Source organism: Mesorhizobium sp. M0816 (genome assembly GCF_040320005.1).
Lineage (GTDB): Bacteria > Pseudomonadota > Alphaproteobacteria > Rhizobiales > Rhizobiaceae > Mesorhizobium.
Window position 1 is genome coordinate 1 of record NZ_JAMYOT010000003.1, and the last position, 22,425, is coordinate 22,425.

At 63.6% G+C, this 22,425-nt stretch carries 24 protein-coding genes; 13 read left to right on the forward strand and 11 right to left on the reverse strand.

All coding sequences use genetic code 11. The features are described 5' to 3' along the window. The coding region (locus NKI17_RS04325) for an SAM-dependent methyltransferase (RefSeq protein WP_352854968.1) at positions 1-311 on the reverse strand (311 nt) is incomplete at its 3' end. Between the two features lie 176 nt (positions 312-487). Between NKI17_RS04325 and NKI17_RS04330 the strand changes: the two genes are divergently transcribed. Next, positions 488-673, forward strand: a complete 186-nt coding sequence (locus NKI17_RS04330; protein ID WP_023678975.1) for a hypothetical protein — start codon at positions 488-490, stop codon at positions 671-673. Positions 674-936: 263 nt separating this feature from the next. Here the strand turns inward: NKI17_RS04330 and NKI17_RS04335 are convergent, their stop codons facing one another. From NKI17_RS04335 to rph, 5 genes are read right to left on the reverse strand one after another with little or no spacing between them, the layout of a single operon-like run. Continuing rightward, complete coding sequence (locus NKI17_RS04335; protein ID WP_352798014.1) at positions 937-1,260, reverse strand: low molecular weight protein tyrosine phosphatase family protein; 324 nt, start codon at positions 1,258-1,260, stop codon at positions 937-939. A 4-nt stretch (positions 1,261-1,264) separates the two neighbouring features. Then, positions 1,265-2,428, reverse strand: coding sequence for a radical SAM family heme chaperone HemW (gene hemW, locus NKI17_RS04340; RefSeq protein ID WP_352570197.1), 1,164 nt, complete (start codon positions 2,426-2,428; stop codon positions 1,265-1,267). Continuing rightward, entirely contained in the window at positions 2,425-3,087 is a 663-nt protein-coding gene (rdgB, locus tag NKI17_RS04345) for an RdgB/HAM1 family non-canonical purine NTP pyrophosphatase (RefSeq protein ID WP_352570199.1), read from the reverse strand. The genes hemW and rdgB overlap by 4 nt, the downstream gene beginning before the upstream one ends. Continuing rightward, entirely contained in the window at positions 3,087-3,497 is a 411-nt protein-coding gene (locus tag NKI17_RS04350; RefSeq protein ID WP_023678980.1) for a VOC family protein, read from the reverse strand. Before NKI17_RS04350 ends, rdgB begins: the two co-directional genes overlap by 1 nt. A gap of 32 nt (positions 3,498-3,529) precedes the next feature. Next, entirely contained in the window at positions 3,530-4,246 is a 717-nt protein-coding gene (gene rph / locus NKI17_RS04355) for a ribonuclease PH (RefSeq protein ID WP_352697382.1), read from the reverse strand. 146 nt (positions 4,247-4,392) lie between these two features. On the opposite strand from rph, the gene hrcA reads away from it, so the two are divergent. The 6 genes from hrcA to NKI17_RS04385 all read left to right on the forward strand — a co-directional run bounded on the left by hrcA (position 4,393) and on the right by NKI17_RS04385 (position 9,845). Beyond that, the gene (gene hrcA, locus NKI17_RS04360) at positions 4,393-5,505 is read left to right on the forward strand and encodes a heat-inducible transcriptional repressor HrcA (protein WP_036239090.1); all 1,113 of its coding nucleotides are present in this window, start codon (positions 4,393-4,395) and stop codon (positions 5,503-5,505) included. Positions 5,506-5,541: 36 nt separating this feature from the next. After that, positions 5,542-5,739, forward strand: a complete 198-nt coding sequence (locus NKI17_RS04365; protein ID WP_023678983.1) for a hypothetical protein — start codon at positions 5,542-5,544, stop codon at positions 5,737-5,739. Positions 5,740-5,838: 99 nt separating this feature from the next. After that, on the forward strand, positions 5,839-7,194 hold the full coding sequence (locus tag NKI17_RS04370; protein WP_023678984.1) for a PQQ-dependent sugar dehydrogenase: 1,356 nt from the start codon (positions 5,839-5,841) through the stop codon (positions 7,192-7,194). An 87-nt stretch (positions 7,195-7,281) separates the two neighbouring features. Beyond that, complete coding sequence (locus NKI17_RS04375; protein WP_352570203.1) at positions 7,282-7,899, forward strand: LysE family translocator; 618 nt, start codon at positions 7,282-7,284, stop codon at positions 7,897-7,899. 166 nt (positions 7,900-8,065) lie between these two features. Next, on the forward strand, positions 8,066-9,046 hold the full coding sequence (cysK, locus tag NKI17_RS04380; RefSeq protein ID WP_023678986.1) for a cysteine synthase A: 981 nt from the start codon (positions 8,066-8,068) through the stop codon (positions 9,044-9,046). Between the two features lie 175 nt (positions 9,047-9,221). Continuing rightward, positions 9,222-9,845: a glutathione S-transferase family protein gene (locus tag NKI17_RS04385; protein ID WP_023678987.1), complete on the forward strand. Its 624-nt coding sequence runs from the start codon at positions 9,222-9,224 to the stop codon at positions 9,843-9,845. A 15-nt stretch (positions 9,846-9,860) separates the two neighbouring features. On the opposite strand, the gene NKI17_RS04390 is transcribed toward NKI17_RS04385, so the two are convergent. Continuing rightward, positions 9,861-11,117 (reverse strand): RNA polymerase sigma factor, encoded by a 1,257-nt coding sequence (locus tag NKI17_RS04390; protein WP_352570205.1) that lies wholly within the window; start codon positions 11,115-11,117, stop codon positions 9,861-9,863. After that, positions 11,117-11,470, reverse strand: coding sequence for a YciI family protein (locus NKI17_RS04395; RefSeq protein WP_023718846.1), 354 nt, complete (start codon positions 11,468-11,470; stop codon positions 11,117-11,119). Before NKI17_RS04395 ends, NKI17_RS04390 begins: the two co-directional genes overlap by 1 nt. A gap of 258 nt (positions 11,471-11,728) precedes the next feature. Here NKI17_RS04395 and NKI17_RS04400 point away from each other — a divergent pair, with 258 nt between their 5' ends. The 3 genes from NKI17_RS04400 (at position 11,729) to NKI17_RS04410 (ending at position 15,442) form a co-directional block, all read left to right on the forward strand. Further along, on the forward strand, positions 11,729-12,688 hold the full coding sequence (locus NKI17_RS04400) for a TAXI family TRAP transporter solute-binding subunit (RefSeq protein WP_352457892.1): 960 nt from the start codon (positions 11,729-11,731) through the stop codon (positions 12,686-12,688). Between the two features lie 277 nt (positions 12,689-12,965). Further along, a complete protein-coding gene (locus tag NKI17_RS04405; RefSeq protein WP_352905438.1) occupies positions 12,966-15,062 on the forward strand; it encodes a TRAP transporter permease in 2,097 nt (698 codons plus the stop codon). Next, positions 15,059-15,442 carry a DUF1850 domain-containing protein gene (locus NKI17_RS04410; RefSeq protein ID WP_352571587.1) on the forward strand — a complete coding sequence of 128 codons (384 nt, stop codon included), beginning with the start codon at positions 15,059-15,061 and terminating at the stop codon, positions 15,440-15,442. The genes NKI17_RS04405 and NKI17_RS04410 overlap by 4 nt, the downstream gene beginning before the upstream one ends. Here the strand turns inward: NKI17_RS04410 and NKI17_RS04415 are convergent. The 3 genes from NKI17_RS04415 to NKI17_RS04425 all read right to left on the reverse strand — a co-directional run bounded on the left by NKI17_RS04415 (position 15,331) and on the right by NKI17_RS04425 (position 17,916). Next, positions 15,331-17,082: a saccharopine dehydrogenase family protein gene (locus NKI17_RS04415; protein WP_352905439.1), complete on the reverse strand. Its 1,752-nt coding sequence runs from the start codon at positions 17,080-17,082 to the stop codon at positions 15,331-15,333. The two genes, NKI17_RS04410 and NKI17_RS04415, sit on opposite strands and share 112 nt — an antisense overlap. 49 nt (positions 17,083-17,131) lie before the next feature. Then, the gene (locus tag NKI17_RS04420) at positions 17,132-17,512 is read right to left on the reverse strand and encodes a thiol-disulfide oxidoreductase DCC family protein (RefSeq protein ID WP_245274773.1); all 381 of its coding nucleotides are present in this window, start codon (positions 17,510-17,512) and stop codon (positions 17,132-17,134) included. 257 nt (positions 17,513-17,769) lie between these two features. Next, entirely contained in the window at positions 17,770-17,916 is a 147-nt protein-coding gene (locus NKI17_RS04425; protein ID WP_023678994.1) for a hypothetical protein, read from the reverse strand. Between the two features lie 407 nt (positions 17,917-18,323). On the opposite strand from NKI17_RS04425, the gene NKI17_RS04430 reads away from it, so the two are divergent. The 3 genes from NKI17_RS04430 to ligD all read left to right on the forward strand — a co-directional run bounded on the left by NKI17_RS04430 (position 18,324) and on the right by ligD (position 22,309). Then, positions 18,324-18,830 carry a YciE/YciF ferroxidase family protein gene (locus tag NKI17_RS04430; RefSeq protein ID WP_352473615.1) on the forward strand — a complete coding sequence of 169 codons (507 nt, stop codon included), beginning with the start codon at positions 18,324-18,326 and terminating at the stop codon, positions 18,828-18,830. Between the two features lie 119 nt (positions 18,831-18,949). Then, on the forward strand, positions 18,950-19,801 hold the full coding sequence (gene ku / locus NKI17_RS04435; protein WP_352571585.1) for a non-homologous end joining protein Ku: 852 nt from the start codon (positions 18,950-18,952) through the stop codon (positions 19,799-19,801). A gap of 9 nt (positions 19,802-19,810) precedes the next feature. Then, positions 19,811-22,309 (forward strand): DNA ligase D, encoded by a 2,499-nt coding sequence (gene ligD, locus NKI17_RS04440; protein WP_352620832.1) that lies wholly within the window; start codon positions 19,811-19,813, stop codon positions 22,307-22,309. Positions 22,310-22,425: the final 116 nt, after the last annotated feature.

Consider the following 22,425-nt stretch of genomic DNA (forward strand, 5'->3'; position numbering starts at 1 on the left):
TCCGAGATCAGCGCTACGCTTTGGCCGGCCAGCAGCGCCGCGATCAGCTTCGGTCCGGCCTCGCCGGCATTGTGCTCGTGGTAGGCGGTGGTGCGGCGGCGGATGCCGTAGCGGTCGAGCAGCACGCGGCTGACACGTGTGTCCTCGCAAGCGACGATATCGGCGGCGGCGAGCGTTTCCAGCGCGCGCAGCGTGATGTCGGCGAGATTGCCGATAGGCGTCGCGACCAGGTAGAGCGCCGGCTCGAGCGGCCGGGCGGCGATTTCGGTCTGCCCGACCACATAACTGCGTTTGGCCGATTCGCCGGTCACCTGCACAACTCCGTTCGACCCTGTTTGGCACGGCTCACGCTTGGTTGCAAAAGCCTGGGTTGCAAAGGCCCTGGTTCCAAAAGGGATGCCGACGTGAACCGGCCGCCATGCCTTCGCCACAGTAGGGAACGAAACCGTTGCCGGCGAATTTTACCCCTGATCTCGGGAGGAGCAGGATGAACAGCCTGACGATACAGGACGTTTTCGAACCCTACTATGCCGGCCGCAAACGCTTCGCCGCGCCATGCGACAAGAGCCTGCCTGCCGAAGCCGCAGATGGCAGAGCCAAGAAGCCGCTTGCACGCCAGCGATCGGCAGAGAGCAAGCCCGCAAACGAAACCGACCGCACGATGGAGCACTGACCGGACGATGCCCAATCGCTTCGACATTTTCATCACCCGCCTCGAAACAAAAAGCGCCCGCGATGGCGCAGCGTCACATTCCACAGACGACCAGCACCATGCCTCACGCGACAAAAGCGAGATCAAGCCGGCCCGTTCCGGAGAGACCAGCGAAAAAGATCGCGCCAAACACCGCCACAAGCACGAGGCTTGACCCCGCAAACCTTAGCGATCGGTCGAGACAGTTCTCGAAGCGCGGTTGCGAATGCTCCGCGATGTATCATTCAACCCAGATACTTCGAGACACGCGCCTCCAGCAGGCCCACCAGAGCCGGGTCCATGAATGCATAGTCGTCGGGAATATCGAGGCAGATTACTCGAGCCTTTTTCAGGCTTGTCTTGAATTTCTGCTGCAGTTTGGCGCGGTGCGTTTTTTCCATCACGAAGATGATGTCGGCCCAGGCGACGAGTTCATGCGTCAACGGTATGTCGGCATCGTGATTAGTGCCGGCCGAAGCGACCTCGATGTCCCGCCGCTTGGAAAACACCTGCTCCGCCGTCGGGCTGCGCAAGCGATGCTGGCTGCAGATGAAGAGAACGTTCTTCAACGTGCTATCTGGCCAAATCCGCCACGACCGCATCGAGCACGATCATGCCGGCCGGCGTGGCGCGCAGGCGGGCATTGCCGATCGGCGCCACCAGGCCTTCGTCCTGCAGCACCGACAGCCGTGCCGTCGACAGGCCGCGCCCTGAAAATGCCTCGTAGCGGGAAAGGTCGATGCCTTCCGCCAGCCTCAGCCCCATCAGCAGGAACTCGTCGGCCTCTTCCGACCGCGTCAGGACCTCGCCGCCGGAAACGCCATGACCCTTGGCCTCGACCAGATTGGCCCAGGTCTCCGGCATTTTCTCGGCGATCGTCACCACGCGGCGGCCATTTTCGACGAACCGGCCATGCGCGCCGGGACCGACGCCGACATATTCGCCATAACGCCAATAGGTGAGATTGTGCCGGCTTTCGGCGCCGGGCCTGGCGTGGTTGGAAATCTCGTAGGCCGGCAGTCCGCGCGCGGCGGTGATCTCCTGCGTTAACGCGTAGAGATCGGCGGCAAGCTCATTGTCTGGAATGATGAATTTCCTTGCCGCATGCAGTGCATGGAACGGCGTGCCTTCCTCGATGGTCAGCTGATAGAGCGACAGATGGTCTGCGGCGTGGCCGATCGCCTGCTCGAGCTCCGCCTGCCACGCTTCCGGCGTCTGACCGGGCCGCGCGTAGATCAGGTCGAACGACAGCCGTGGGAATATCTCGCGCGCCAGGCCGATCGCATGCAGGGCCTCATCGACATTGTGCAAACGGCCGAGGAAGCGCAGATCCTTGTCGTTCAGTGCCTGCACGCCAAGCGACACCCGGTTGACGCCGGCCGCGCGATAGCCGCGAAAGCGCTCGGCCTCGACCGAGGAGGGATTGGCCTCCAGCGTCACCTCGATGCCATCAGGCACCGTCCAGTTCTTCGCCACTGCATCCAGCACCGCCGCCACGGTCTGCGGTTTCATCAGCGATGGCGTGCCGCCGCCAAGAAAGATACTGGTCACCTCGCGCGGCCCGGTGCGGCCGCGCATCGTCGCCAGCTCGGTCTCGAAGGCGCGGGCAAAACGCTCCTGGTCGACCGGCTGGTGGCGGACATGGCTGTTGAAGTCGCAATAGGGGCATTTGGCCGCGCAGAATGGCCAGTGGACATAGACGCCGAAACCGGGGCTGCGGTCGAGCAGCATGGTCATGCGCCGGCCAATCGGGCTTGCGCGAATTTCTGGAAGGCGCGGGCACGGTGCGACAATGCGGTTGGCTGGCCGGGCTTCCAGCCATGCTTTTCCTCCGCGCTCATCTCGCCGAAGGTCTTTTCGAACCCGTAGGGCAAGAACACCGGATCGTAGCCGAAGCCTAGCTCGCCGCGCGGCGGCCATACCAGCGTGCCCTCGACCTCACCGCGAAAATATTCCGCCTGGCCATCGGGGAAGGCCAGGCAGATGACCGCGACAAAGCGGCCCTTGCGCTGGGCAGGCGTGATCGCGCCAACTTCTTGCAAGGCCACTTCCGTGCGCTGCATGGCCATGCCGAAGTCGCGGGAGCCGTCCGGCGTCTCGGCCCAGTTGGCGGTGTAGACGCCGGGTGCGCCGTCGAGCGCATCGACACACAGGCCGGAATCGTCCGACAGCGCCGGCAATCCAGTGGCCTTGGCGGCAGCCAAGGCTTTTATGAGGGCGTTCTCCTCGAAAGTGGTGCCGGTCTCGTCCGGTTCCGGCAGGCCGTATTCCTTTGCGGACTTCGCTTCAATGCCGAATGGCGCCATCAGATCGGCGAATTCCCGCAATTTACCGGCGTTATGGCTGGCGACGACGATCTTATGCCCGTCAAGCGAATGAACAGTTGGCGAATGCATCAGATGCCCCAGATTCTTGGCTCGGCGAATTCGATCGAATTGCCCGACGGGTCGCGAATATAGATCGAGCGGCCGCCCTGCGGCCATTCGAACTCGCTTTCGATGGCAATTTTCTTCGCCTCAAGATGCGCTTTCCAGCGTGGGATTTCATCCGCGCTTGCGGCGAAGCAAAGATGGCCCTGGCCGACCGCGCCATGCGGCGGTACTTTGAGCTTGGCGTCGGCCGGCGGCGGCACTTTGGTCGCCTCGGCATTGAACATAAGCAGCACGCTGTCGCCGCAGCGGAAGAAGAGATGCCTGCCATCGACCTTGCCGAGCAGATCGAGCCCGAGCACGCCCGAATAGAACCGTTCCGCGGCAGCAAGGTCCGTCACGTAGAGTGCTGATTCCAGGATTGCAGAAGGGGTCACAGGATCGCCAATCTCATCAATATTGACCGCAGCTAAGCCACCGCCATTTGCTGCAAGCTGACCAGGCGCTGAATACCTTTCTTGGCGAGCCCCATCAGCGCCGCGAACTGCTCTTCCGAGAACGGCTCGCCCTCGGCCGTGCCTTGGATCTCGACGATGCCGCCCTTGCCGGTCATGACGAAATTGGCGTCGGTACTGGCCGAGGAATCCTCGATATAGTCGAGGTCGATGACCGGCTGGCCATCATGGATGCCGCAGGAGATCGCCGCAACGTGATCCTTCAGCACCTTGCCCAGGCTCGCCATCTGGCGGGTTTCCATCCAGCGCAGGCAGTCGTAGAGCGCCACCCAGCCGCCGGTGATCGAAGCGGTGCGCGTGCCGCCGTCGGCCTGGATCACGTCGCAGTCGACGGTGATCTGCTGCTCGCCGAGCGCCTGCAGATCGACCACGGCGCGCAGGGAGCGGCCGATCAGCCGCTGGATTTCCAGCGTGCGGCCGCCTTGTTTGCCGGCCGAAGCCTCGCGGCGCATGCGCTCGCCGGTCGAACGCGGCAGCATGCCGTATTCCGCCGTCACCCAGCCCTTGCCGGAGTTGCGCATCCAGCCCGGCACCTTTTCCTCCAGGCTGGCCGTACACAGCACATGCGTGTCGCCGAACTTCACCAGGCACGAGCCTTCCGCATGCTTGGAGACGCCGCGCTCGAAGGAGATGGGGCGCATTTCGTCGAATTGGCGTTTGGAAGGGCGCATTCAGGCTTCTTTCTTTCTTCGGAATCTTGGCCGGGGAATCTTGGCCGGCTTGTAGCCGCACGGGGCGTGAGGCGCAAAGGAAAATGGACCGGTTGCGCCGACACCGCGGAAGTCTATATCTTCGGGGCGGAGGTTTTTGGCTCGAAATGACAAAGGCAGTCGATCCCGGTTTGCAGTCGCACGTGCTCCCGTCGCACGCGCTGCAATCGCCCGCGCTTCAATCGCTCGACATGCGTTCGCGCGACATCTTCCGGCGCATCGTCGATTCCTATTTGAGGGATGGCGAGCCGGTCGGTTCGCGCAGCCTGTCGCGCATCCTGCCGTCGTCGCTGTCGCCGGCCACCATCCGCAACGTGATGAGCGACCTTGAGCATCTCGGCCTGATCTATGCGCCGCACATTTCGGCTGGCCGGTTGCCGACCCAGGCAGGCCTGCGCTTCTTCGTCGATGCTTTCATGGAACTTGGTGACCTCTCCGACGAGGAGCGCCGTACCATCGAGGCCCAGGTGCGCGCCTCCGGCTCGGGCGCGACGCTGGAGCATATGCTGACCGAGGCCAGCCAGATGCTGTCCGGCATGTCGCGCGGCGCCGGCCTCGTGCTCGCCGCCAAGAATGAGGTGGCGCTTAAGCACATCGAATTCATCCAGCTCGAGCCGACCAAGGCGCTGGCCGTGCTGGTCTCGCAGAACGGCGACGTCGAAAATCGCGTCATCGATCTGCCCGCCGGCATCACCATCTCGCAATTGCACGAAGCCTCCAACTTCCTCAACGCCCATATCCGCGGCCGCACCCTGGCCGAGGCGCGGGTCGAGATCGCCCGCATCAAGGAAGAGACCAGGGCAGCCCTCGACACGCTGTCGCAGGATCTGGTCGAGAAGGGCCTGGCGGTCTGGGCAGGCGCTGAAAGCGGCGTGCCTGGGCGGCTTATCGTGCGCGGCCGCGCCAATCTCCTGGAAAACGTCACTGCCCAGGCCGACATAGAATTGCTGCGGCATCTGTTTGAGGATCTGGAGACGCAGGATGGGCTGATCCAGCTTCTCGACCTCGCCGAGGCAGGCCCAGGCGTGCGCATATTCATCGGTTCGGAAAACAAGCTGTTTTCGCTGTCTGGCTCCTCGCTGGTGGTGGCACCCTATCGCGACAAGGACGCGCGCGTCGTCGGTGCGCTCGGCGTCATCGGGCCGACGCGGCTGAATTATGCGCGCATAGTACCGATGGTCGACTATACCGCGCAGCTGATTTCGCGCATGCTGAGCTAGGAGCCGCCGCGGGCCTGCCGCAAGGAGGAGAAAAGAATGGCGCTGGAATCGTTCAAGGCCCAGATCAGTCTGCTGCTCGAAGAAATGATCAACCAGCCAGAGGATCAGCACGAGGTGCAAGAGCAGTTGCGCGAGAAGCTGCAAGAGATGCGGGCGATGGGTCTGCCGCTGCCGGCCGATCTGGTCGCGCTGGAAAAGCGCCTCGACGACGACTTTTACGCCTCTGGCAACTGAACGGGTTCGGCTTCAAATCCTCGTGTGCTGGACGGCCGCTTGGAACGATCAATACCTGATGCCGTTTGCCCTGTTCGAGGCGAATCCCGGAGGACGTTGATGATCCGATCTGGCGGCTTTGCGGCCGTTGCCGCTGCCCTCCTTGTTGCGACACCGGCAGCCGCCCAGCAGGCGGACCAGAATGTGCTCAAAGGCGAAGCCGCGTTTGGCGATTGGCACGCCGACAGGCCTGGCGTCCGACGCCTGATTGGGCCGCGAGACATGCCGGCAGCCGACCCCGCCCAATCCGCTTCGAACGGCGCCGGCGTGGCGGAACGGCCCGAACGCGCCAAGCCAGAATTGCCGTCGGGCTTTTCGGCTGAAATGATCGCATCCGGCATCGTCAATCCACGTGTCGTGCGCGTCGCTCCGAATGGCGACCTGTTTGTTGCCAACAGCCATGCCGACCAAATACGCGTCTATCGTCTCGCCGAGGGCAGCGCCAAGCCCATCGAGAAAGCGATCTTCGCCAAGGGGCTCAATTATCCCTACGGCATCGCCTTCTATCCGCCAGGAGACAAACCGCAATGGGTTTATGTCGCGAACAGCGACAGCATCGTCCGCTTCCCCTATCGCGATGGCGACCTGAAGACATCCGGCAAACCAGAAACCATTGTCGCCCAAATCCCGTCGGGTGGTCACACGACCCGCGACATCGCCTTCTCGCAGGACGGCAAAACGCTTTATTTGTCGGTTGGCTCCGCCTCGAACGTCGCCGAGGATATAGGTAAGGAGCCGGATAGCGGCCTCGACGCCTGGGCCAAATCAAAGCCGCTCGGGGCGGCCTGGGGCTCCGAGGACGGCCGTGCCGATGTGCTCGCCTTTGACCCGGATGGGAAAAATCCCCGAACTGTCGCCACCGGCCTGCGCAACTGTACGGGCATGACCGTGCAGCCCGCCACCGGCGCATTGTGGTGCGTCGTCAATGAGCGCGACGAACTCGGCGACAATGTGCCGTTCGAATTTGCAACAGCGGTCAAGGACGGCGGATTCTATGGTTGGCCTTGGTACTACATCGGCAATAACGAGGATCCGCGCCATCAGGGCGAGCGGCCAGACCTCGCCGGCAAGGCCACTGTCCCCGATGTATTGATGCAGGCGCATTCGGCGCCGATGAATATAGCCTTCTACGACGGCAAGAACTTCCCGGCGGATTATCAGGGTGACGCCTTCGTCGCCATGCATGGTTCGTGGAACCGTGGCGCCAGGACCGGCTACAAGGTGGTGAGGCTCAAATTCAGGGATGGCAAGCCGACAGGCGAATATGAGGACTTCATGACCGGCTTCGTCATCTCGAACGACGCCGTCTGGGGCCGACCGGTCGGTGTCGCGATGGCCAAGGACGGCTCGCTGATCGTCACCGAGGACGGCAACGGCACCATCTGGCGCATTACCTACGAAGACGGCCGCTCCTGAACGGCGGTGTCGCCTGCTGCGCTGGCGCAATCGAATTCGGCCCGAGGGAATTCACCCAACTTCAACATTGTGCGACAAGCGCCAATCATGACACTCACCGGGTTCCTCGCCTATAGCGCCGCCCTCGGCATCGCCGCAGCCATCCCCGGCCCAGGCGTCACCGCGCTTGTCGCGCGTGCGCTGGGTTCCGGCTTCCGCTCGTCGCTGGCCATGTCGTTCGGGCTGATGCTCGGCGACCTGACCTATTTGACTGCCGTGGTGCTCGGCCTGGCTTTCGTCGCACAGACTTTCGGCATGGTCTTCCTGGCCATCAAATGGCTGGGCGTCGCCTACCTCGCCTTTCTTGGCTGGCGTTTCTGGACGAGCGGCATCACGCCCGAGACGGTGGAGGCCAAGAAAGGCAAGGGCGGCTTGACATCCAGCTTTATAGCCGGCCTCGCCGTCACGCTCGGCAATCCGAAGACGATGATCTTCTATCTTGCCATCACCCCGACCATCGTCGATCTGAAGACGATCACGCTGGCCGATTACGGCATTCTTGTCGCGCTCACCATCGTCGTCCTGCTCGTCGTGCTGGTGCCCTATCTGGCGCTGGCGGCCAAGGCGCGCTGGTTCCTGAAGTCGCCGCGGGCGCTGAGGGCACTCAACCGCACCGCCGCCGGCTTCATGGTCGGTGCGGCGGCGGCAATTGCTGCCCGCCAATAAATCTCTTTCGCCAATCCGCCCAAGGATTGCCACGCCTTGCAAGGGCGGGGGTACTCAGCACGAACTTCACTCGGATATTTTTCGATCGACAGCCTATCTTGCGCGGCGGATGGCTCTATCCTAGGCCCCGCCCGACTCTTGCCGCTTGACCTCTGGGAGGAAATCAATGAACAAGCCCGCCACCCCCGCACACGTGCCCGGCCGCGGCCGCATCTACAATTCGATCACCGAGACGATCGGCGACACGCCGCTGGTGCGGCTTGATAAATTCGCCAGGGAGAAGGGCGTCGTCGCCAATCTGCTGGCCAAGCTCGAATTCTTCAACCCGATCGCCTCGGTCAAGGACCGCATCGGCGTGTCGATGATCGAGGCATTGGAGGCTTCGGGCAGGATTACGCCCGGCAAGACCACCCTGATCGAGCCGACCTCGGGCAATACCGGCATCGCGCTCGCCTTTGCCGCCGCTGCCAAGGGCTACAAGCTGATCCTGACCATGCCGGAAACCATGTCGGTCGAACGCCGCAAGATGCTGGCTCTGCTCGGTGCCGAACTGGTGCTGACCGAAGGGCCGAAAGGCATGAAGGGCGCCATCGCCAAGGCGGACGAGCTGGCGGCAACGCTGCCCGACGCTGTCATTCCGCAGCAATTCGAAAACCCGGCCAATCCGGAAATCCATCGCCGCACCACGGCCGAGGAAATCTGGAACGACACCCATGGCGAAGTCGATATCTTCGTTGCCGGCATCGGGACCGGCGGCACCATCACCGGCGTCGGCCAGGTGCTGAAGAAGCGTAAGCCCTCGGTGCATGTCGTCGCCGTCGAACCGGAAGCCTCGCCGGTGCTGTCGGGCGGCCAGCCAGGCCCGCACAAGATCCAGGGCATTGGCGCCGGCTTCGCGCCAAAAATCCTCGACACGACGATCTATGACGAAATCGTCAAGGTCTCGAACGAGGATTCGGTTGCCAATGCACGGCTCGTCGCTCGGCTCGAAGGTGTGCCGGTCGGCATCTCGTCGGGTGCCGCCCTGCAAGCGGCGATCGTCGTCGGCTCGCGGGCCGAGAACAAGGGCAAGAACCTCGTCGTCGTCATCCCCTCTTTCGCCGAGCGCTATCTCTCGACGATCCTGTTCGAGGGATTGGGCGCTTAGACACGAGCGTTTTTGACCGGTCAGTAGCGATCCTTCGCGATGCCCTCCGACATCAAATACTCTGTATCACGCGTCGGCGTGGACCGCTGAAAAACCACCTGTGGCGGGCGTCGTTCGCTTGAGCGGCGGGTCCCTTCCGTATCAAATCGTCGCTGCCCGGCAGGTGGAGGACTTCATGTACAAGCTCTATACGCGTGCCAATACCGGCGGCTTTGTCATCGAGGCGGCGCTCGCTTTGGCGGGCGTGCCTTTCGACCAAATCGACGTTCCGAAGGGCCGACCCGACCAGGCCTTTTTAGATATCAGCCCCTTGAACCAGGTGCCGGTCCTGATCTTGCCGGACGGACGCTCGATGACCGAATCGGCGGCGATCTGCATCCTGCTGGCCGAGCGCCACCCGGAAGCAGGACTGGCGCCCGCAGCAAGTTCGGCTGACCGTGCCGACTTCCTGCGCTGGATGTTTTTCATGTCCTCCGTCATCTATTCGGCTGACCTGCGGTTCTTCTACGCTCATCGCTACACGACCGATCCCCGCGGCGTGGACGCTGTCAAACGGGCGGCGGTCTCGGAAATGGATCGCAGCTTCGCCATTCTCGATGCCGCCCTCGCAGGCCATGACTGGCTGGCCGGCGACCAACTCTCGCTGGCCGACATCTATCTCGTCATGTTGGTGGCCTGGCATCCGGAGGTCGCGAAGGTTCCAACCGCTTGGCCGAATATCGGACGCCTGTGGGCCAATTTGCGGGAACATCGAGTGATAAAGAGGCTGAATGCTTCCCACGACATGTGGCCGGCCTAAGCACTCCGCCTTGTCTCAGTGTCTTTCCGCGTGGCCGAGCCATGCCCGTCGTTCCTGCAGGAACCGGCGCACGGCCGGATCGCGTTCGAGGCCGATAGCCCGGTCATAGGCCTCGCTCGCTTGCGGAACTTTGCCGAGTCTGGCCAGCAGGCCCGCGCGGGCGGCCCAGTAAGGTTGATAGTCATACAGGCGCTTGTCGCCGCTGAGTTGATCAAGCGCGCCCAATCCTTCTGAAGCACCTTCGGCCTCGGCAATCGCCACCGCACGGTTGATCGACACCACCGGCGAGCCGGCAATCACCGACAGCGCGTCGTAGAGCTCCTTGATCGCGACCCAGTCGGTACAACCGGTCAGCCGCCGTGTCGTATGGGCGGATTGCACGGCGGCCTCGAGCTGGTAGCGGCCGACAACACCCTCGGCGGCCGCGCGCCCGAGCAGCGCCTCCGCTTCATCGATCAGGGTGTCGTCCCACAATGCAAGATCCTGCTCGGCCAGCGGCACATAGTCACCCGCCGCATTGCGCCGGGCTGCACGCCGCGCCTCGGCGAACAGCATCAGCGCCAGCAGGCCGAGTGCTTCCGGCTCATCCGGCATCAGCGAGGCGATCAGACGGCCGAGCCAGATGCCTTCGGTCGCGAGATTGCGGCGCCGCGTTTCGGTGCCGGCCGGGTCGGACCAACCTTCGGCAAACGCCGCGTAGATCGCTTCCAGAACGGTGCCCAGCCGCTCGCCGAGCTCGGCCCGCTCCGGCACGCGGAACGGAATGCCTGTCTCGCGAATTCGCGTCTTGGCGCGCACCAGGCGCTGGCTCATCGTGGCTGGCGAGACAAGAAAAGCCGAGGCGATGGTCGCTGCGTCGAAGCCCAGGACCGTCTGCAGGATCAGCGGTGCTCGCACGCCGGCCTCAATCGCGGGATGGGCGCAGGCAAACATGAGCCTGAGCCGCTCGTCCGGCAGGTCTTCCTCGGCCATGCGCGCCTCCATCTCCTCGGCGATGAGTCTGAGGTGGTCGCGGCCCGCCTCGCGTGTCAGCCGCCGTCTGACCGCGTCGACGCGGCGCTTGCGTGCCACCGCCAGCAGCCAGGCTTCCGGCTTGTCGGGCACGCCCGCCTGTGGCCAACGCTCGAGCGCCGCTGCAAAGGCATCGGCCAATGCGTCCTCTGCAGCGGCCACGTCGCGCGTGCGTGCGGCGAGATAGGCGACCAGCTTGCCGTAGCTTTGCCGGGCGGCCGCTTCCGCCGCCGCCCGCGCAGTATCGGGCAATTCCGGCATCACATGGTGAGTTCCCAGATCGGCCGCACCTCTACCGTGCCGGTGCTGGCGCCCGGGCAGCGCGCCGCCCAGGCAATGGCGGCGTCGACGTCCTCCGCTTCGATCATATAGAAGCCGGCAAGCTGCTCCTTGGTGTCGGCATAGGGGCCGTCGAGCACGTTGGTCTTGCCATTGGCCATCCGCACCGAGGTAGCGGATTGCGTCGGCTTCAGCCGGTCGCCGGCGAGCCAGGCGCCGGATTTCTTCAACGCTTCGGTGTAGGCGACGTACGCGCTCGACATCTGTGTCACCGCATCTGCTGGCGCGGCTGCCATCCCCGCTTCGTTTCCATAGATCAAAAGCATGTATCGCATGGTCTTCTCCCGTTTCTCGAAGGCCGCATCGTTGCGAGCCGGACTTATGTCGCGCGGCCCTGCCGGATTTCGACAAGCGCTGGAAAAATCTTTCTGCCGCGATACGACCTCGCGCAAGCGCCAACGTGTTGCGGCACTGCTTAGCCGTTCGTCTAATCGCTGCTATTGCGGGTTGGCATTTCCCGCCCGCTGTCTAAACTCGCTTCGCTTCATGCCGCCGAGGAGGGAACGGCGACGAATTTTCAGGGAGGAAATCGCATGCTCAATTTCAGGACGAAATTTGTTGCAGCCGGCGTGCTGGCGCTGTCGCTTGGCCTTGGCGCGGTATCGGTCAAGGCACAGGAATTCATCAACGTGCTGACCGGCGGCACTTCCGGCGTCTACTATCCGCTCGGCGTCGCGCTGTCGGAAATCTACGGCAAGGGCATCGAAGGCGCGCGCACCCAGGTGCAGGCGACGAAAGCGTCGGTCGAAAACCTCAACCTGCTGCAGCAGGGCAAGGGCGAGATCGCCTTTGCGCTCGGCGATTCCGTGAAGCTGGCCGCCGAAGGCAATACCGAAGCAGGCTTCCCAGGCAAGCTCGACAAGCTGCGCGGCATTGCCGCCATCTATCCCAATTACATCCAGATCGTCGCCAGCAAGGAATCCGGCATCAAGACGCTCGCCGATCTCAAGGGCAAGAGCCTTTCGGTCGGCGCGCCGGCCTCAGGCACCGAGCTCAACGCCCGCACGATATTTGCCGCTGCCGGGCTGAAATACGAAGACCTCGGGCGGATCGAATATCTGCCCTTCGCCGAATCGGTGGAGCTGATCAAGAACCGCCAGCTCGACGCCACGCTGCAGTCGGCTGGCCTTGGGGTCGCGTCGATCCGTGACCTCGCCACCTCAGTGCCGGTAAACATCGTTGCCGTGCCGGCGGAGGACGTCGCCAAGATCGGCTCGCCCTACCTTTCCGTGGTCATCCCCAAGGGCACCTACGAGGGCCAGACCGAGGATGTTGCGACCGCCGCCGTCGGCAATTTCCTGATCACCAGCGCCGATGTCTCCGACGAGACCGCCTACCAGATGACGAAACTGCTGTTCGAGCATCTCGACCAGCTCACCGCTGCCCACGCCGCCGCCAAGGCGATCGACCCGGCCAAGGCGCTCGACGGCATGCCGGTGCCGCTGCATCCAGGCGCCGAGAGGTATTACAAGGAAAAGGGATTGGTGAAGTAAGGAGCCATCCCTCCCCCTTGAGGAGAAGGTGAACAGCTGCCGAAGGCGAATGGACGGGTGGGGTCGGTTTGGGGCGCGCCCAGCCCCCCCCCCCCCCCCCCCCCCCCGGCGGGGCGGCGCCCCCCCCCCCCCCCGGGGGGGGGCCCCCCCCCCCCCCCCGGCTTTGGGGGGGGGGGGGGGGGGGGCCCCCCCCCCCCCCCCCCCCCCCCCCCCCCCGCCTCGCTTCGCTCGGCACCCTCCCCTCGAGGAGGGGACCGCCCCGCCAGGAACCCCGCTAATGACCGTAACCCCGACCGTTCTTTCCCCCACAGCGGAAGCTCCTGTCGAAGGATTGCCGCCTGGCTTCGGCGAAGGCATCGCCGGCAAGGCGGCTTTTTTTATCGCCATCGCCTTCTCCATCTTCCAAATCTACATCGCCGCCTATGGCAGCCTGCCGAGCCAGGTCATACGCGCCATGCATGTCGGCTTCCTGCTGCTGCTCGGCTTTGCCCTAATCGCCAATCTGCGCGCCAAAAGCGTCCCGGCGAAAGCAGTGTTCTGGACGCTCGGCCTGCTTGGTTTCGCCACCGGTCTGTACAATTGGGTGTTCTATGCCGACCTCATCCGCCGCTCCGGCTTTCTCACCACGCCTGACCTGATCGTCGGCGCGGTGCTGGTCGTGCTGGTCTTCGAGGCGGCCCGGCGGTTAATGGGGCTGCCGCTCGCCGTCATTGCCTTCATCTTTCTCGCCTACGCATTTGCCGGCAATCATCTGCCGCCGCCGTTCATCCATCGCGGTTATGATTTCGCCCAGCTCGTCGACACCTTCGCCTATGGCACCGAAGGCATCTACGGCACGCCGATCTATGTCTCGGCCGCCTACATCTTCATCTTCGTCGTTTTCGCCGCCTTTCTTGAGCGCGCCGGCATGATCGCGCTGTTCAACGATTTTGCGCTTGGCCTGGTCGGCTCATGGCGCGGCGGCCCGGCGCAAGTCTGCGTGCTGTCCTCGGCGCTGATGGGCACCATTTCCGGCTCCGGTGTTGCCAATGTGGTGGCCAGCGGCCAGTTCACCATCCCGCTGATGAAGCGCTTCGGTTTCCGCTCGGCTTTCGCCGGCGCCGTCGAGGCGACCTCGTCGATGGGCGGCCAGATCATGCCGCCGGTGATGGGAGCGGTGGCCTTTATCATGGCCGAGACCCTGAACATCCCCTATGCCGCGGTGGTCAAGGCGGCGATCATTCCGGCGCTGCTCTATTTCGGCGCCTGTTTCTGGCAGGTGCACCTGGAAGCCGGCAAGGCCGGCCTGCACGGCATGGCCAAGGCCGACCTGCCCAATCCGTGGGATGCCGTGAGACAACATTGGCCGCTGGTACTGCCTCTCGCAGCACTGATCTACCTGCTGTTTGCCGGCTACACACCGGTCTTCGCCGGCACCATGGGCCTGGCGCTGACCATTGTGCTTATCCTCGGCACGCCGCTGGCGGCATCGATCGGGCCGCTCGCCTTCCGTGTCGTCTTCTGGCTGGCGCTCGGGCTTGCCGCGGCTTCCTTCATGAAATTCGGCGTCAACATCCTCAGCCTGGTCATCGCCGTGCTGGTCGCCGCCTGCCTCACCTTCAAGGGCGGGCGCGAGACGCTGCGCATGTGCGTGGATTCCCTTGCCGAAGGAGCAAAGAACGCGCTGCCGGTCGGCATTGCCTGCGCCATTGTCGGCATCGTCATCGGCACGTTGACGCTTACCGGCATCGCCTCGACCTTCATCGGCTGGATCATCTCGATCGGCGAGAACAATCTGTTCCTGTCGCTGCTTTTGACCATGCTCACCTGCCTGGTGCTCGGCATGGGCATACCGACCATTCCCAACTACATCATCACTTCGTCGCTGGCCGGGCCAGCGCTGCTGTCGCTCGGCGTGCCGTTGGTGGTCAGCCATATGTTCGTCTTCTATTTCGGCATCATGGCCGATCTCACCCCGCCTGTGGCGCTGGCCGCCTTCGCCGCCGCACCCATGGCCAAGGAAAGCGGCCTCAAGATCGGCATCCAGGCCACCAAGCTTGCCATTGCCGGCTTCGTTGTGCCGTTCATGGCGGTCTATACCCCGGCGCTGATGCTGCAGGACCCCGGCCCGATCGCCGCCCAGTTCGGCTATCCCGTCGAGGTCGCCTATATCGTCATCAAAGCCTGCATGGGTATCGTCCTGTGGGGCGCCGCGGCCGTCGGATTTCTCGCCCGGCGCATGGCCTGGTGGGAACGCCTCGTCGCCTTCGCCGCCGGCGTGCTGCTGGTTGCGGCGCTGCCGCTCACCGACGAGGCGGGCTGGGCGCTGTCCCTTGCCTGGATCGGCTGGCACTGCTGGCGCGCGCGGCAGGCTTCGCTGGCTAATTCAGCATGAGCCTCTGCATCGTCGCGGCCGGCAAGACGGTGACGCTCGCCGTTGCTGCCTTCACGCTCTCCTGGGTGCATTCGGTGGAGAAGACCCAGTGGCAGGAAGACTGGAAGGTGCTGCCGTCCGGCCTGCAGCTGGTCGAGGCCCGCATCAAGGGATCGGGCGCCGGGGTGGAGCCGCCGCAAGGCTCGGTGCTGAGAAACGGCTGGTGGGTCTATGCGCCCAAGGTCGGGCCACAGCGGCGCCTCGCGCTCGCCGCCTCGGGCGCCACGGGTCAGGGCTGGACGCTGTGCACGGCGCAGGACTGTCGCGAACTGGGCAAGCTGGCAGGCGGCCCGATCTCGCTGGAGCCGTGCGGGCCGGAGGGCTCCAGCCAGCCGCGGTAGCGGGCGATCATGCCGGCAAGCGGATGCGAGATCTCGACATGGAAGCGGAAGCGGCCATCCTTCACCGTTTCGTAGGAAGTCGAGCGTGGACCGAGCCACATCGGAAGCGGCAGGCCAAAAAAACTCCAGCGGCGCAAGACCAGCGCCAGCCGGCCGTCTTCGGCAACCAGCGCCATCGCGAAGGTCAGCGGGCCGAAGCGTTCGCACAGCAAGCGCTGCGATCGACCCCGGCCTGCGGACTGTAGGCTCGAAAAACTGTGCTTGCCGAATGTCCGGGTCCAGGTCTCGCCGTCCTTGTCGGTGTCGAAGCGGACATGAACCGGGATGTCCTCGCTTGCCCCGGGGAAGCCGACCGTCCAGGCCATTAGCCGGCCAAGAACATTGCGCCCGCGTTCGACGCGCGCGCGGCCTGCGGCCGTGATCGTACGGTCATGCATTGACCGAATTGCCTCGGGAAGGCCTTGCCAGGCGGCACCGAGCAGCTCGGCATAAAGCGGCTTGTCCTCGTCCGCCGCCCCGTTCCTGAAGCCGGTGTAGATTGTCCGCCCGGCGAACAGGGCTTCATAATCCCGGAGCTCCAAATCGCGCACCCCCGCCCGTGCGCCCGGCGCGGGCTGATGTCCGGCCAGCGCTTTGCGGGCCAGTGCTTCGACCGCCATCGACGGGATCAGCGGCCCGTCATTGCCCTCGGCCAAGAGATGCCACGAGCGCTTGACGATGGCGCCCGCCCGGTCCGATCCCTCGACCTCGACGAACATGCCGCCGCGATGCTCGCCCCAGCGCAGCCGGTTCGTTGCCTCATGCATCAGCGGCGCCAGCGGCGAAAGCGAACCGATCAATCCGGCGCGCACCAGCCAGGCGAGGCCGATCAGGGCGCGGTGCAGCACCTCGGGTACCGGCCCGGCTCCCATCCAGATGGTCCTCGCCTCCGGCCAAAGCGCGGCCAAGGCGCGCAGGTCTGGAACGTCGACCAGAGAAAACAGCGTGTTTCGAAGCGGCAGCCGGCCCGGCGGCGCGATAGTGTAGCGCAGCTGCTCGGTAAACGGACGGCCTTGTTCGGGACGGCCATTGCGAACAAGCCGCACCGGCCGACCGGCATAACCGGCGATAGCCCGGATGACGTTCCCGCCGACGCCGGCAAAGGGCGAAGGCGCGATGCCGCCGCGAATGCCGTCGACCCGCGTCAGGTCCGAAGACAGGCGACGCACCACCGCCGCCGTCAGCACCGGAAAGCTCGAGACGCCGGACAGCACGAAGACGCCGGCGTTTCGCGCCGCCTCGTCGAACGCAGAGACCCCGGCGACGAAATCCGAGCCGTCGGCTAGATCGAGATAGTTGATGCGCCGGGCGATGCAGGCCTCGATCAGGCGATAGCGTCCCTCGCCATAGGCCTGGAACGGACCGCTCGCGTCGACTACAATATCAGGCTCAAATGCAGCGAGTTGCGCGGCGAGATCGCCGTCACGGTCGAACAGTGCCGGCACCAGCTGGGCTGCTGTCGGGGCGCGCTTCTTGCAATACGCGTCAGCCTTGGCGAGCGAGCGCCCGGCGACAAAGAGGATCAGATGCGGCTCGCCCTCCAAAAGCTCGACGGTGCGACCGCCAAAGGTGCCATAGCCGCCGACGACAAGAACCTTCATCCGCAGTTCCCCCAAAATGCCCCGCCCGCTCCCGGCCACGGCAACGAACCTAGCCGATCAATCTTGCCCTCACCTCAGCGGAAGGGATTTCGCAATTGTCCTTCTTGCCGAACAGGGCGTAGCGGTTCTTTGCGATGCGGTCGTAGAGCCAGTCGCGAAGCGGGCGCGGCAACAGCAGCAGGATCCGCGCCGCCCGCCACGGCCAGCCGAGTTCGGCCATGACGGCAACGAAACTGTCCAGGCGGGTGAAAGCCGCGCCATCGACGATGACGAGATTGGTCTCGTAGCGATCCGTCCGCAGCCCGTATTTCTTGAACAGCATCTCGCCGAAGGGCGACTGCGCCGTTACGAAATGAAAGCGGCCCTTGCGGTCGAGCTTCACCACCATGCGCACAAAGCCCGAGCACAACACGCAAATACCGTCGAACACGATCAACGGGCGACTTGATTCGAATTCTGGCGGCTCAGGAGAATGGTTCGGCTTGACGATCACGTGACGCCCGGCAGCTGGTGTCAGGCGACACTAGGCCTGCCGGCGGCTGGATCAAAGCCCGGAATGCTGAAGGCTTGGCGTTGTCGCACGCCGTCTGTCGGTCAGCGCAGGGCGCTCGGCGCGATAAGTCGTTGACCGATTGTCGGCGTCGGGCCGGCAGATACGGCTGTCGTGACGGCTCTCCATGCTCATCATCAGCGCACGCTGATCCCAAGCGTGTTGCCACGGCGCGCGCAGGCGGGGCCTGGGCCGCGCATATAATAGCGCTCAGGCCGATAGGTCGGCGCGACGAATTCGCGGATGGCGGCGGCATAGCCGGCGATTTGATTCCAGAAGCTCATTTTACTCGGTCCCTGTCCCGTTTCGGATGTCCCTTCCGAATTGCGGGGATCATAGCGTCCAGGCGTGAATAGTCGGTGAACGCGATGTTAATCTCTGGTCGAAAATGCCTTTGTTCATGGCTGGAATGCGGCTGATTCGCGGTGTTTCCATGCAGTCCGTCGGCATTTCGTCCAGTGTGACTTTTGCATCACATATGTTTCGCCTGAATGTCGCAGAGGCGCGGTTTTGTTTCAGGTTTTGCCGGACCGCGAAATTTCCGTGCACGCGGCCGGAAAACCAGGAACCGGCCCGTCAGCCGCACGTTGATTTCCCAGTGCCGGGACGAACTGGCTCCGCAGGCTGTGGTGCTCGGGTGGGCCGCAGCCAAAAAATCCGAAACTGCAAGAGCAATGGAAAGGCAAAGGCCATGGGTTTCTTTTCGAAGGATATCAAAACCCTCGACGACCTCTTCGTGCACACGCTGCGCGACATCTATTACGCTGAAAAACAGATCGAAAAATCGCTGCCGAAGATGATCGACAAGGCGAGTGATCCGCAGCTGAAAGCCGGCTTTGAGAAACATCTCGCTCAGACCAAGGGTCATATCCAGCGTGTCGAGCAGGTGTTCGAACTGCACGGCGTGAAGGCCAAGCAGGTCGACTGCCCGGCCATCGACGGCATTCTCGAAGAAGCCGACGACGTCAGCGGCGACATCGCCGACAAGGAGGTCCTCGACGCTGCGCTGATCGCCTCCGCCCAGGCGGTCGAGCATTATGAGATGACCCGTTACGGCACCCTGATTGCTTGGGCCAAGCAACTGGGCCGCAGCGACTGCGCCAATGTGTTGGCCAACAACCTCAAGGAGGAGCAGGCAACCGACCGCAAGCTTACCGAAATAGCGGAAAGCAAGGTCAACCTGCAAGCCGCCGAGTAGGGCAGTGAGCGAGAACAAGGCAAGGCTGGGTTGAAAGCCCGGACTTGCCTTTTGCGCCGCCGGAACCGGAACGGACTTTGCCCGTTCTCGGTTGAACATTGTCGCGCAGGGAGTTTGTCATGGCGCCGCGCCCGGCCTGGAGAGGGTATCTCAAGCTTTCGCTGGTCACTTGCGCCGTCGAACTGACCAATGTCGTCACCCAGGCCGAGAAAGTCTCGTTCCGCGTGCTCAACCGCAAGACCGGCAATACCGTCAAGCGCGTCTATGTCGATTCGGCAAGCGGCAAGCCGCTCGATGAAGGCGACGAGATCAAGGGCTACGAGATCGGCGACGGCGACTTCGTCCAAATCGAGGAGGAGGAGATCGAAGCCGTGCTGATCGACTCCTCGCATACGATGAGCCTCGATGGTTTCATCGAAAAATCCTCGATCCAGCAGATCTATCTCGATGCGCCCTATTATGTGACGCCTGCGGACGAGGTCTCGGAAGAGGCCTTCGCCGTCATCCGCGACGCCATGGCCGCCAAGAAGACGGCGGGGCTAGCCCGCATTGTGCTCTATCGCCGCGAACGTCCGGTGGTCATTGAGCCGTTGGGCAAGGGTCTGCTGCTGACGACCCTGCGCTATGGCGATACGGTTCGCAGGCCCGAGATGGTGTTCGGCGACATCAAGCCGGTGAAGACCGACGCCGAGATGATCAGGCTGGCCGAACACATCGTCGATGACAAACAGGCGAAGTTCGATCCTTCCGAATTCGAGGACAAATACGAAAACGCCCTGATCGAGCTGGTCCGCGCCAAGAAGGCCGGCAAGAAGGCACCGAAGACCAAGGCGGAACCACGGCCCTCCAACGTCGTCAACCTCTTCGATGCGCTGAAGAAGAGCCTTTCGTCGGAAGCCGGTGCGCCGGCAAAGACCGGACGCCCGGCAAAAGGCGCCAAGTCCAAAGCCGCCCGGCGCAAATCTGCTTAGGATCCGCCCATGGCCAGCCTCGAGCAGTATCACGCCAAGCGCAATTTCAAGAAGACGGCCGAACCAGCCGGCAAGGTTTCGCGCGGCAAGAAAGCCGTGCCGGGTGGCATCTTCGTCATCCACAAGCATGCCGCCACCAGGCTTCACTACGACCTTCGTCTCGAGCACGGCGGCGTGCTGTGGAGCTGGGCGGTGACGCGAGGCCCGAGCCTCGACCCGCACGAAAAGCGGCTCGCCGTGCATGTCGAGGACCACCCGATCGACTATGCGCCGTTTGAAGGCACCATCCCGAAGGACCAATATGGCGGCGGCTCGGTCATTGTCTGGGATGAGGGAACTTGGGTCCCCGATGGCGACCCGGCAAAGGCGATGAAGAAAGGCCATATCAGTTTCGAACTGCATGGCCACAAATTGCATGGCGCATGGCATCTGGTGCGGCTGAAGCCGCGTCCGGGCGAAAAGCGTGACAACTGGTTGCTGATCAAATCCGACGATGCCGCCGCGCGTCCAGGCGAGGACATTTTGCAGGAGGCGCCGCAATCGGTGAAATCCGGCCTGACCATCGAGGAGGTCGGCGAAGGCAAGACCGCCGACGGCAAGAAGCCAAGGGTCTGGCAGTCCGACAGGCCGGCTACCGGCAAGAAGGCAGTCGCGGCAAGGCGGCTCGAATTCATCGAACCGGCGCTCGCAACGCTGGAGCGGGACGCGCCGCCCGGCAAGGACTGGCTGCATGAGGTGAAGTTCGACGGCTATCGCATGCAGTCGCAGCTTGCCGGCACCGAGGTGCGGCTTTTGACACGCGCCGGCCTCGACTGGACCGACAAATTCGGTGGCGCAATTGTCGCGGCACTTGGCGGCCTGAAATGCACCGATGCGATCATCGACGGCGAAATCGTCGTGCTGGCGGATAACGGCGTCTCGTCATTCTCGCTGCTGCAGCAAGATCTGTCGGCGGGCCGCACGGATCGTTTCATCTACTACGTTTTCGACCTGTTGCGTCTCAACGGTGAGGATATCCGTTCCGAGCCGCTGGTCGAGCGCAAGGAAAGGCTGCGCACTTTGCTCGCCGGACAGGCCGAGGATCAGGCCGTGCGCTTCAGCGACCACTTTGCCGAGCCCGGCAAGATCATGCTGGAGCATGCTTGCCGGCTGGGGCTCGAAGGCGTCGTCTCCAAGCGTGCCGATGCGCCCTACCGCAGCGGTCGTGTTCCCTCGTGGGTGAAGTCGAAATGCACGGCGCGCCAGGAATTCGTCATCGGCGGCTATATGCCGTCGGACAAGACCGGGCGCGGCCTGCGCTCGCTGCTGGTTGGCTATCACGAGGGCGGCAAGCTGCGCTATGCCGGCCGCGTCGGCACCGGCTTCACGGCCAAAAGCACCAACGAGCTGAAGAAGAGGCTTGATGCGCTGAAGACGACAACCTCGCCCTTCGACAGGGCGGTGCCAAGGGGCAAGGGGCTGGTCTGGGTCAAGCCCGAACTTGTCGGCGAAGTGGAGTTTCGCAGTTGGACGTCGGACCGTATAATACGCCACGCGTCGTTCCAGGGATTGCGCGAGGACAAGCCGGCGGAGGAAGTCGTGCAGGAGAAACCGAAAGCACGCTCAGCCACGGCCGAGCCGAGGCCAAAGCCCGCCGAACCCGCCGGCGCGGCGAAAACCTCGGTTACACTGTCCCGCCCCGACAAGCTTCTGTGGCCCGAGGAGAACGTATCGAAGCAGGATCTGGTTGATCACTACGCGCTGGTCTGGCCGCGCATGAAGCAATTCGTCATCAACCGGCCGCTCAGCCTCGTGCGGGCGCCGGACGGCGTTGGCGGCCAACGGTTCTTCCAAAAACATGCCTCGGCCGGCATGCACGACAAGATCGCAGTGATGAAGGATCCCACCGACGGCGAGGAGATATTGTTCATCCGCGATTTCGACGGTGTCGTGGCCCTGGTGCAGCTCGGCGTCGTCGAGATCCACATCTGGGGCTCGACCACGGACGAACTGGAAAAACCCGACCAGATCATCTTCGATCTCGATCCCGACGAGGGTGTCGACGTGAAGGCAGTGCGTGCCGCGGCGCTCGATATCCGCAGCCGGCTCGACGAACTGTCCCTGCCTAATTTCGTCAAGACCTCGGGCGGCAAGGGCTATCATGTCCTCGTCCCGCTGAAGCCGTCGGCGGACTGGGACGAGGTCAAAGGCTTCGCCCATGAGTTCGCCCGAGCGCTCGAGCAAGCCGCACCCGACCGCTACACGGCGACGCTGTCGAAGAAGGCGCGCACGGGCAAGATTTTCGTCGATTATCTGCGCAACGGCCGCGGCGCCACCACGGTTGCGCCTTATTCGTCGCGCGCCAAAAAAGGCGCCACGATATCGATGCCAGTGACCTGGGCGGAAATCGAGGCCGGATTGCCGCCGAACGCCTTTCCGATCGGCGACAAGACGACGCTGAAGCGGCTCGGGCAAGCCGATCCCTGGGCGGATTTTTTCAAGCAGGCCAAGCCGCTCAAGCGCGGCTAATGCATGTCGCGCAAAAATGTGCAGCGGTTTGCGACAACGACATGCTTCAAAACAAAAAGTTACAGCGGTTCGGCGTTTCCGTGAAACGACGAACCGTTCTAGCGCATTGAAGCGAG

Bases quoted from the DNA above. Each gene is read 5' to 3' on its own strand.
- NKI17_RS04330 (WP_023678975.1), top strand. From the start codon at position 488: ATGAACAGCCTGACGATACAGGACGTTTTCGAACCCTACTATGCCGGC.
- hemW (WP_352570197.1), bottom strand. From the start codon at position 2,428: ATGACCATGCTGCTCGACCGCAGCCCCGGTTTCGGCGTCTATGTCCAC.
- rdgB (WP_352570199.1), bottom strand. From the start codon at position 3,087: ATGCATTCGCCAACTGTTCATTCGCTTGACGGGCATAAGATCGTCGTC.
- rph (WP_352697382.1), bottom strand. From the start codon at position 4,246: ATGCGCCCTTCCAAACGCCAATTCGACGAAATGCGCCCCATCTCCTTC.
- hrcA (WP_036239090.1), top strand. From the start codon at position 4,393: ATGACAAAGGCAGTCGATCCCGGTTTGCAGTCGCACGTGCTCCCGTCG.
- NKI17_RS04365 (WP_023678983.1), top strand. From the start codon at position 5,542: ATGGCGCTGGAATCGTTCAAGGCCCAGATCAGTCTGCTGCTCGAAGAA.
- NKI17_RS04370 (WP_023678984.1), top strand. From the start codon at position 5,839: ATGATCCGATCTGGCGGCTTTGCGGCCGTTGCCGCTGCCCTCCTTGTT.
- NKI17_RS04375 (WP_352570203.1), top strand. From the start codon at position 7,282: ATGACACTCACCGGGTTCCTCGCCTATAGCGCCGCCCTCGGCATCGCC.
- cysK (WP_023678986.1), top strand. From the start codon at position 8,066: ATGAACAAGCCCGCCACCCCCGCACACGTGCCCGGCCGCGGCCGCATC.
- NKI17_RS04385 (WP_023678987.1), top strand. From the start codon at position 9,222: ATGTACAAGCTCTATACGCGTGCCAATACCGGCGGCTTTGTCATCGAG.
- NKI17_RS04390 (WP_352570205.1), bottom strand. From the start codon at position 11,117: ATGCCGGAATTGCCCGATACTGCGCGGGCGGCGGCGGAAGCGGCCGCC.
- NKI17_RS04395 (WP_023718846.1), bottom strand. From the start codon at position 11,470: ATGCGATACATGCTTTTGATCTATGGAAACGAAGCGGGGATGGCAGCC.
- NKI17_RS04400 (WP_352457892.1), top strand. From the start codon at position 11,729: ATGCTCAATTTCAGGACGAAATTTGTTGCAGCCGGCGTGCTGGCGCTG.
- NKI17_RS04405 (WP_352905438.1), top strand. From the start codon at position 12,966: ATGACCGTAACCCCGACCGTTCTTTCCCCCACAGCGGAAGCTCCTGTC.
- NKI17_RS04410 (WP_352571587.1), top strand. From the start codon at position 15,059: ATGAGCCTCTGCATCGTCGCGGCCGGCAAGACGGTGACGCTCGCCGTT.
- NKI17_RS04415 (WP_352905439.1), bottom strand. From the start codon at position 17,082: ATGAAGGTTCTTGTCGTCGGCGGCTATGGCACCTTTGGCGGTCGCACC.
- NKI17_RS04425 (WP_023678994.1), bottom strand. From the start codon at position 17,916: ATGAGCTTCTGGAATCAAATCGCCGGCTATGCCGCCGCCATCCGCGAA.
- NKI17_RS04430 (WP_352473615.1), top strand. From the start codon at position 18,324: ATGGGTTTCTTTTCGAAGGATATCAAAACCCTCGACGACCTCTTCGTG.
- ku (WP_352571585.1), top strand. From the start codon at position 18,950: ATGGCGCCGCGCCCGGCCTGGAGAGGGTATCTCAAGCTTTCGCTGGTC.
- ligD (WP_352620832.1), top strand. From the start codon at position 19,811: ATGGCCAGCCTCGAGCAGTATCACGCCAAGCGCAATTTCAAGAAGACG.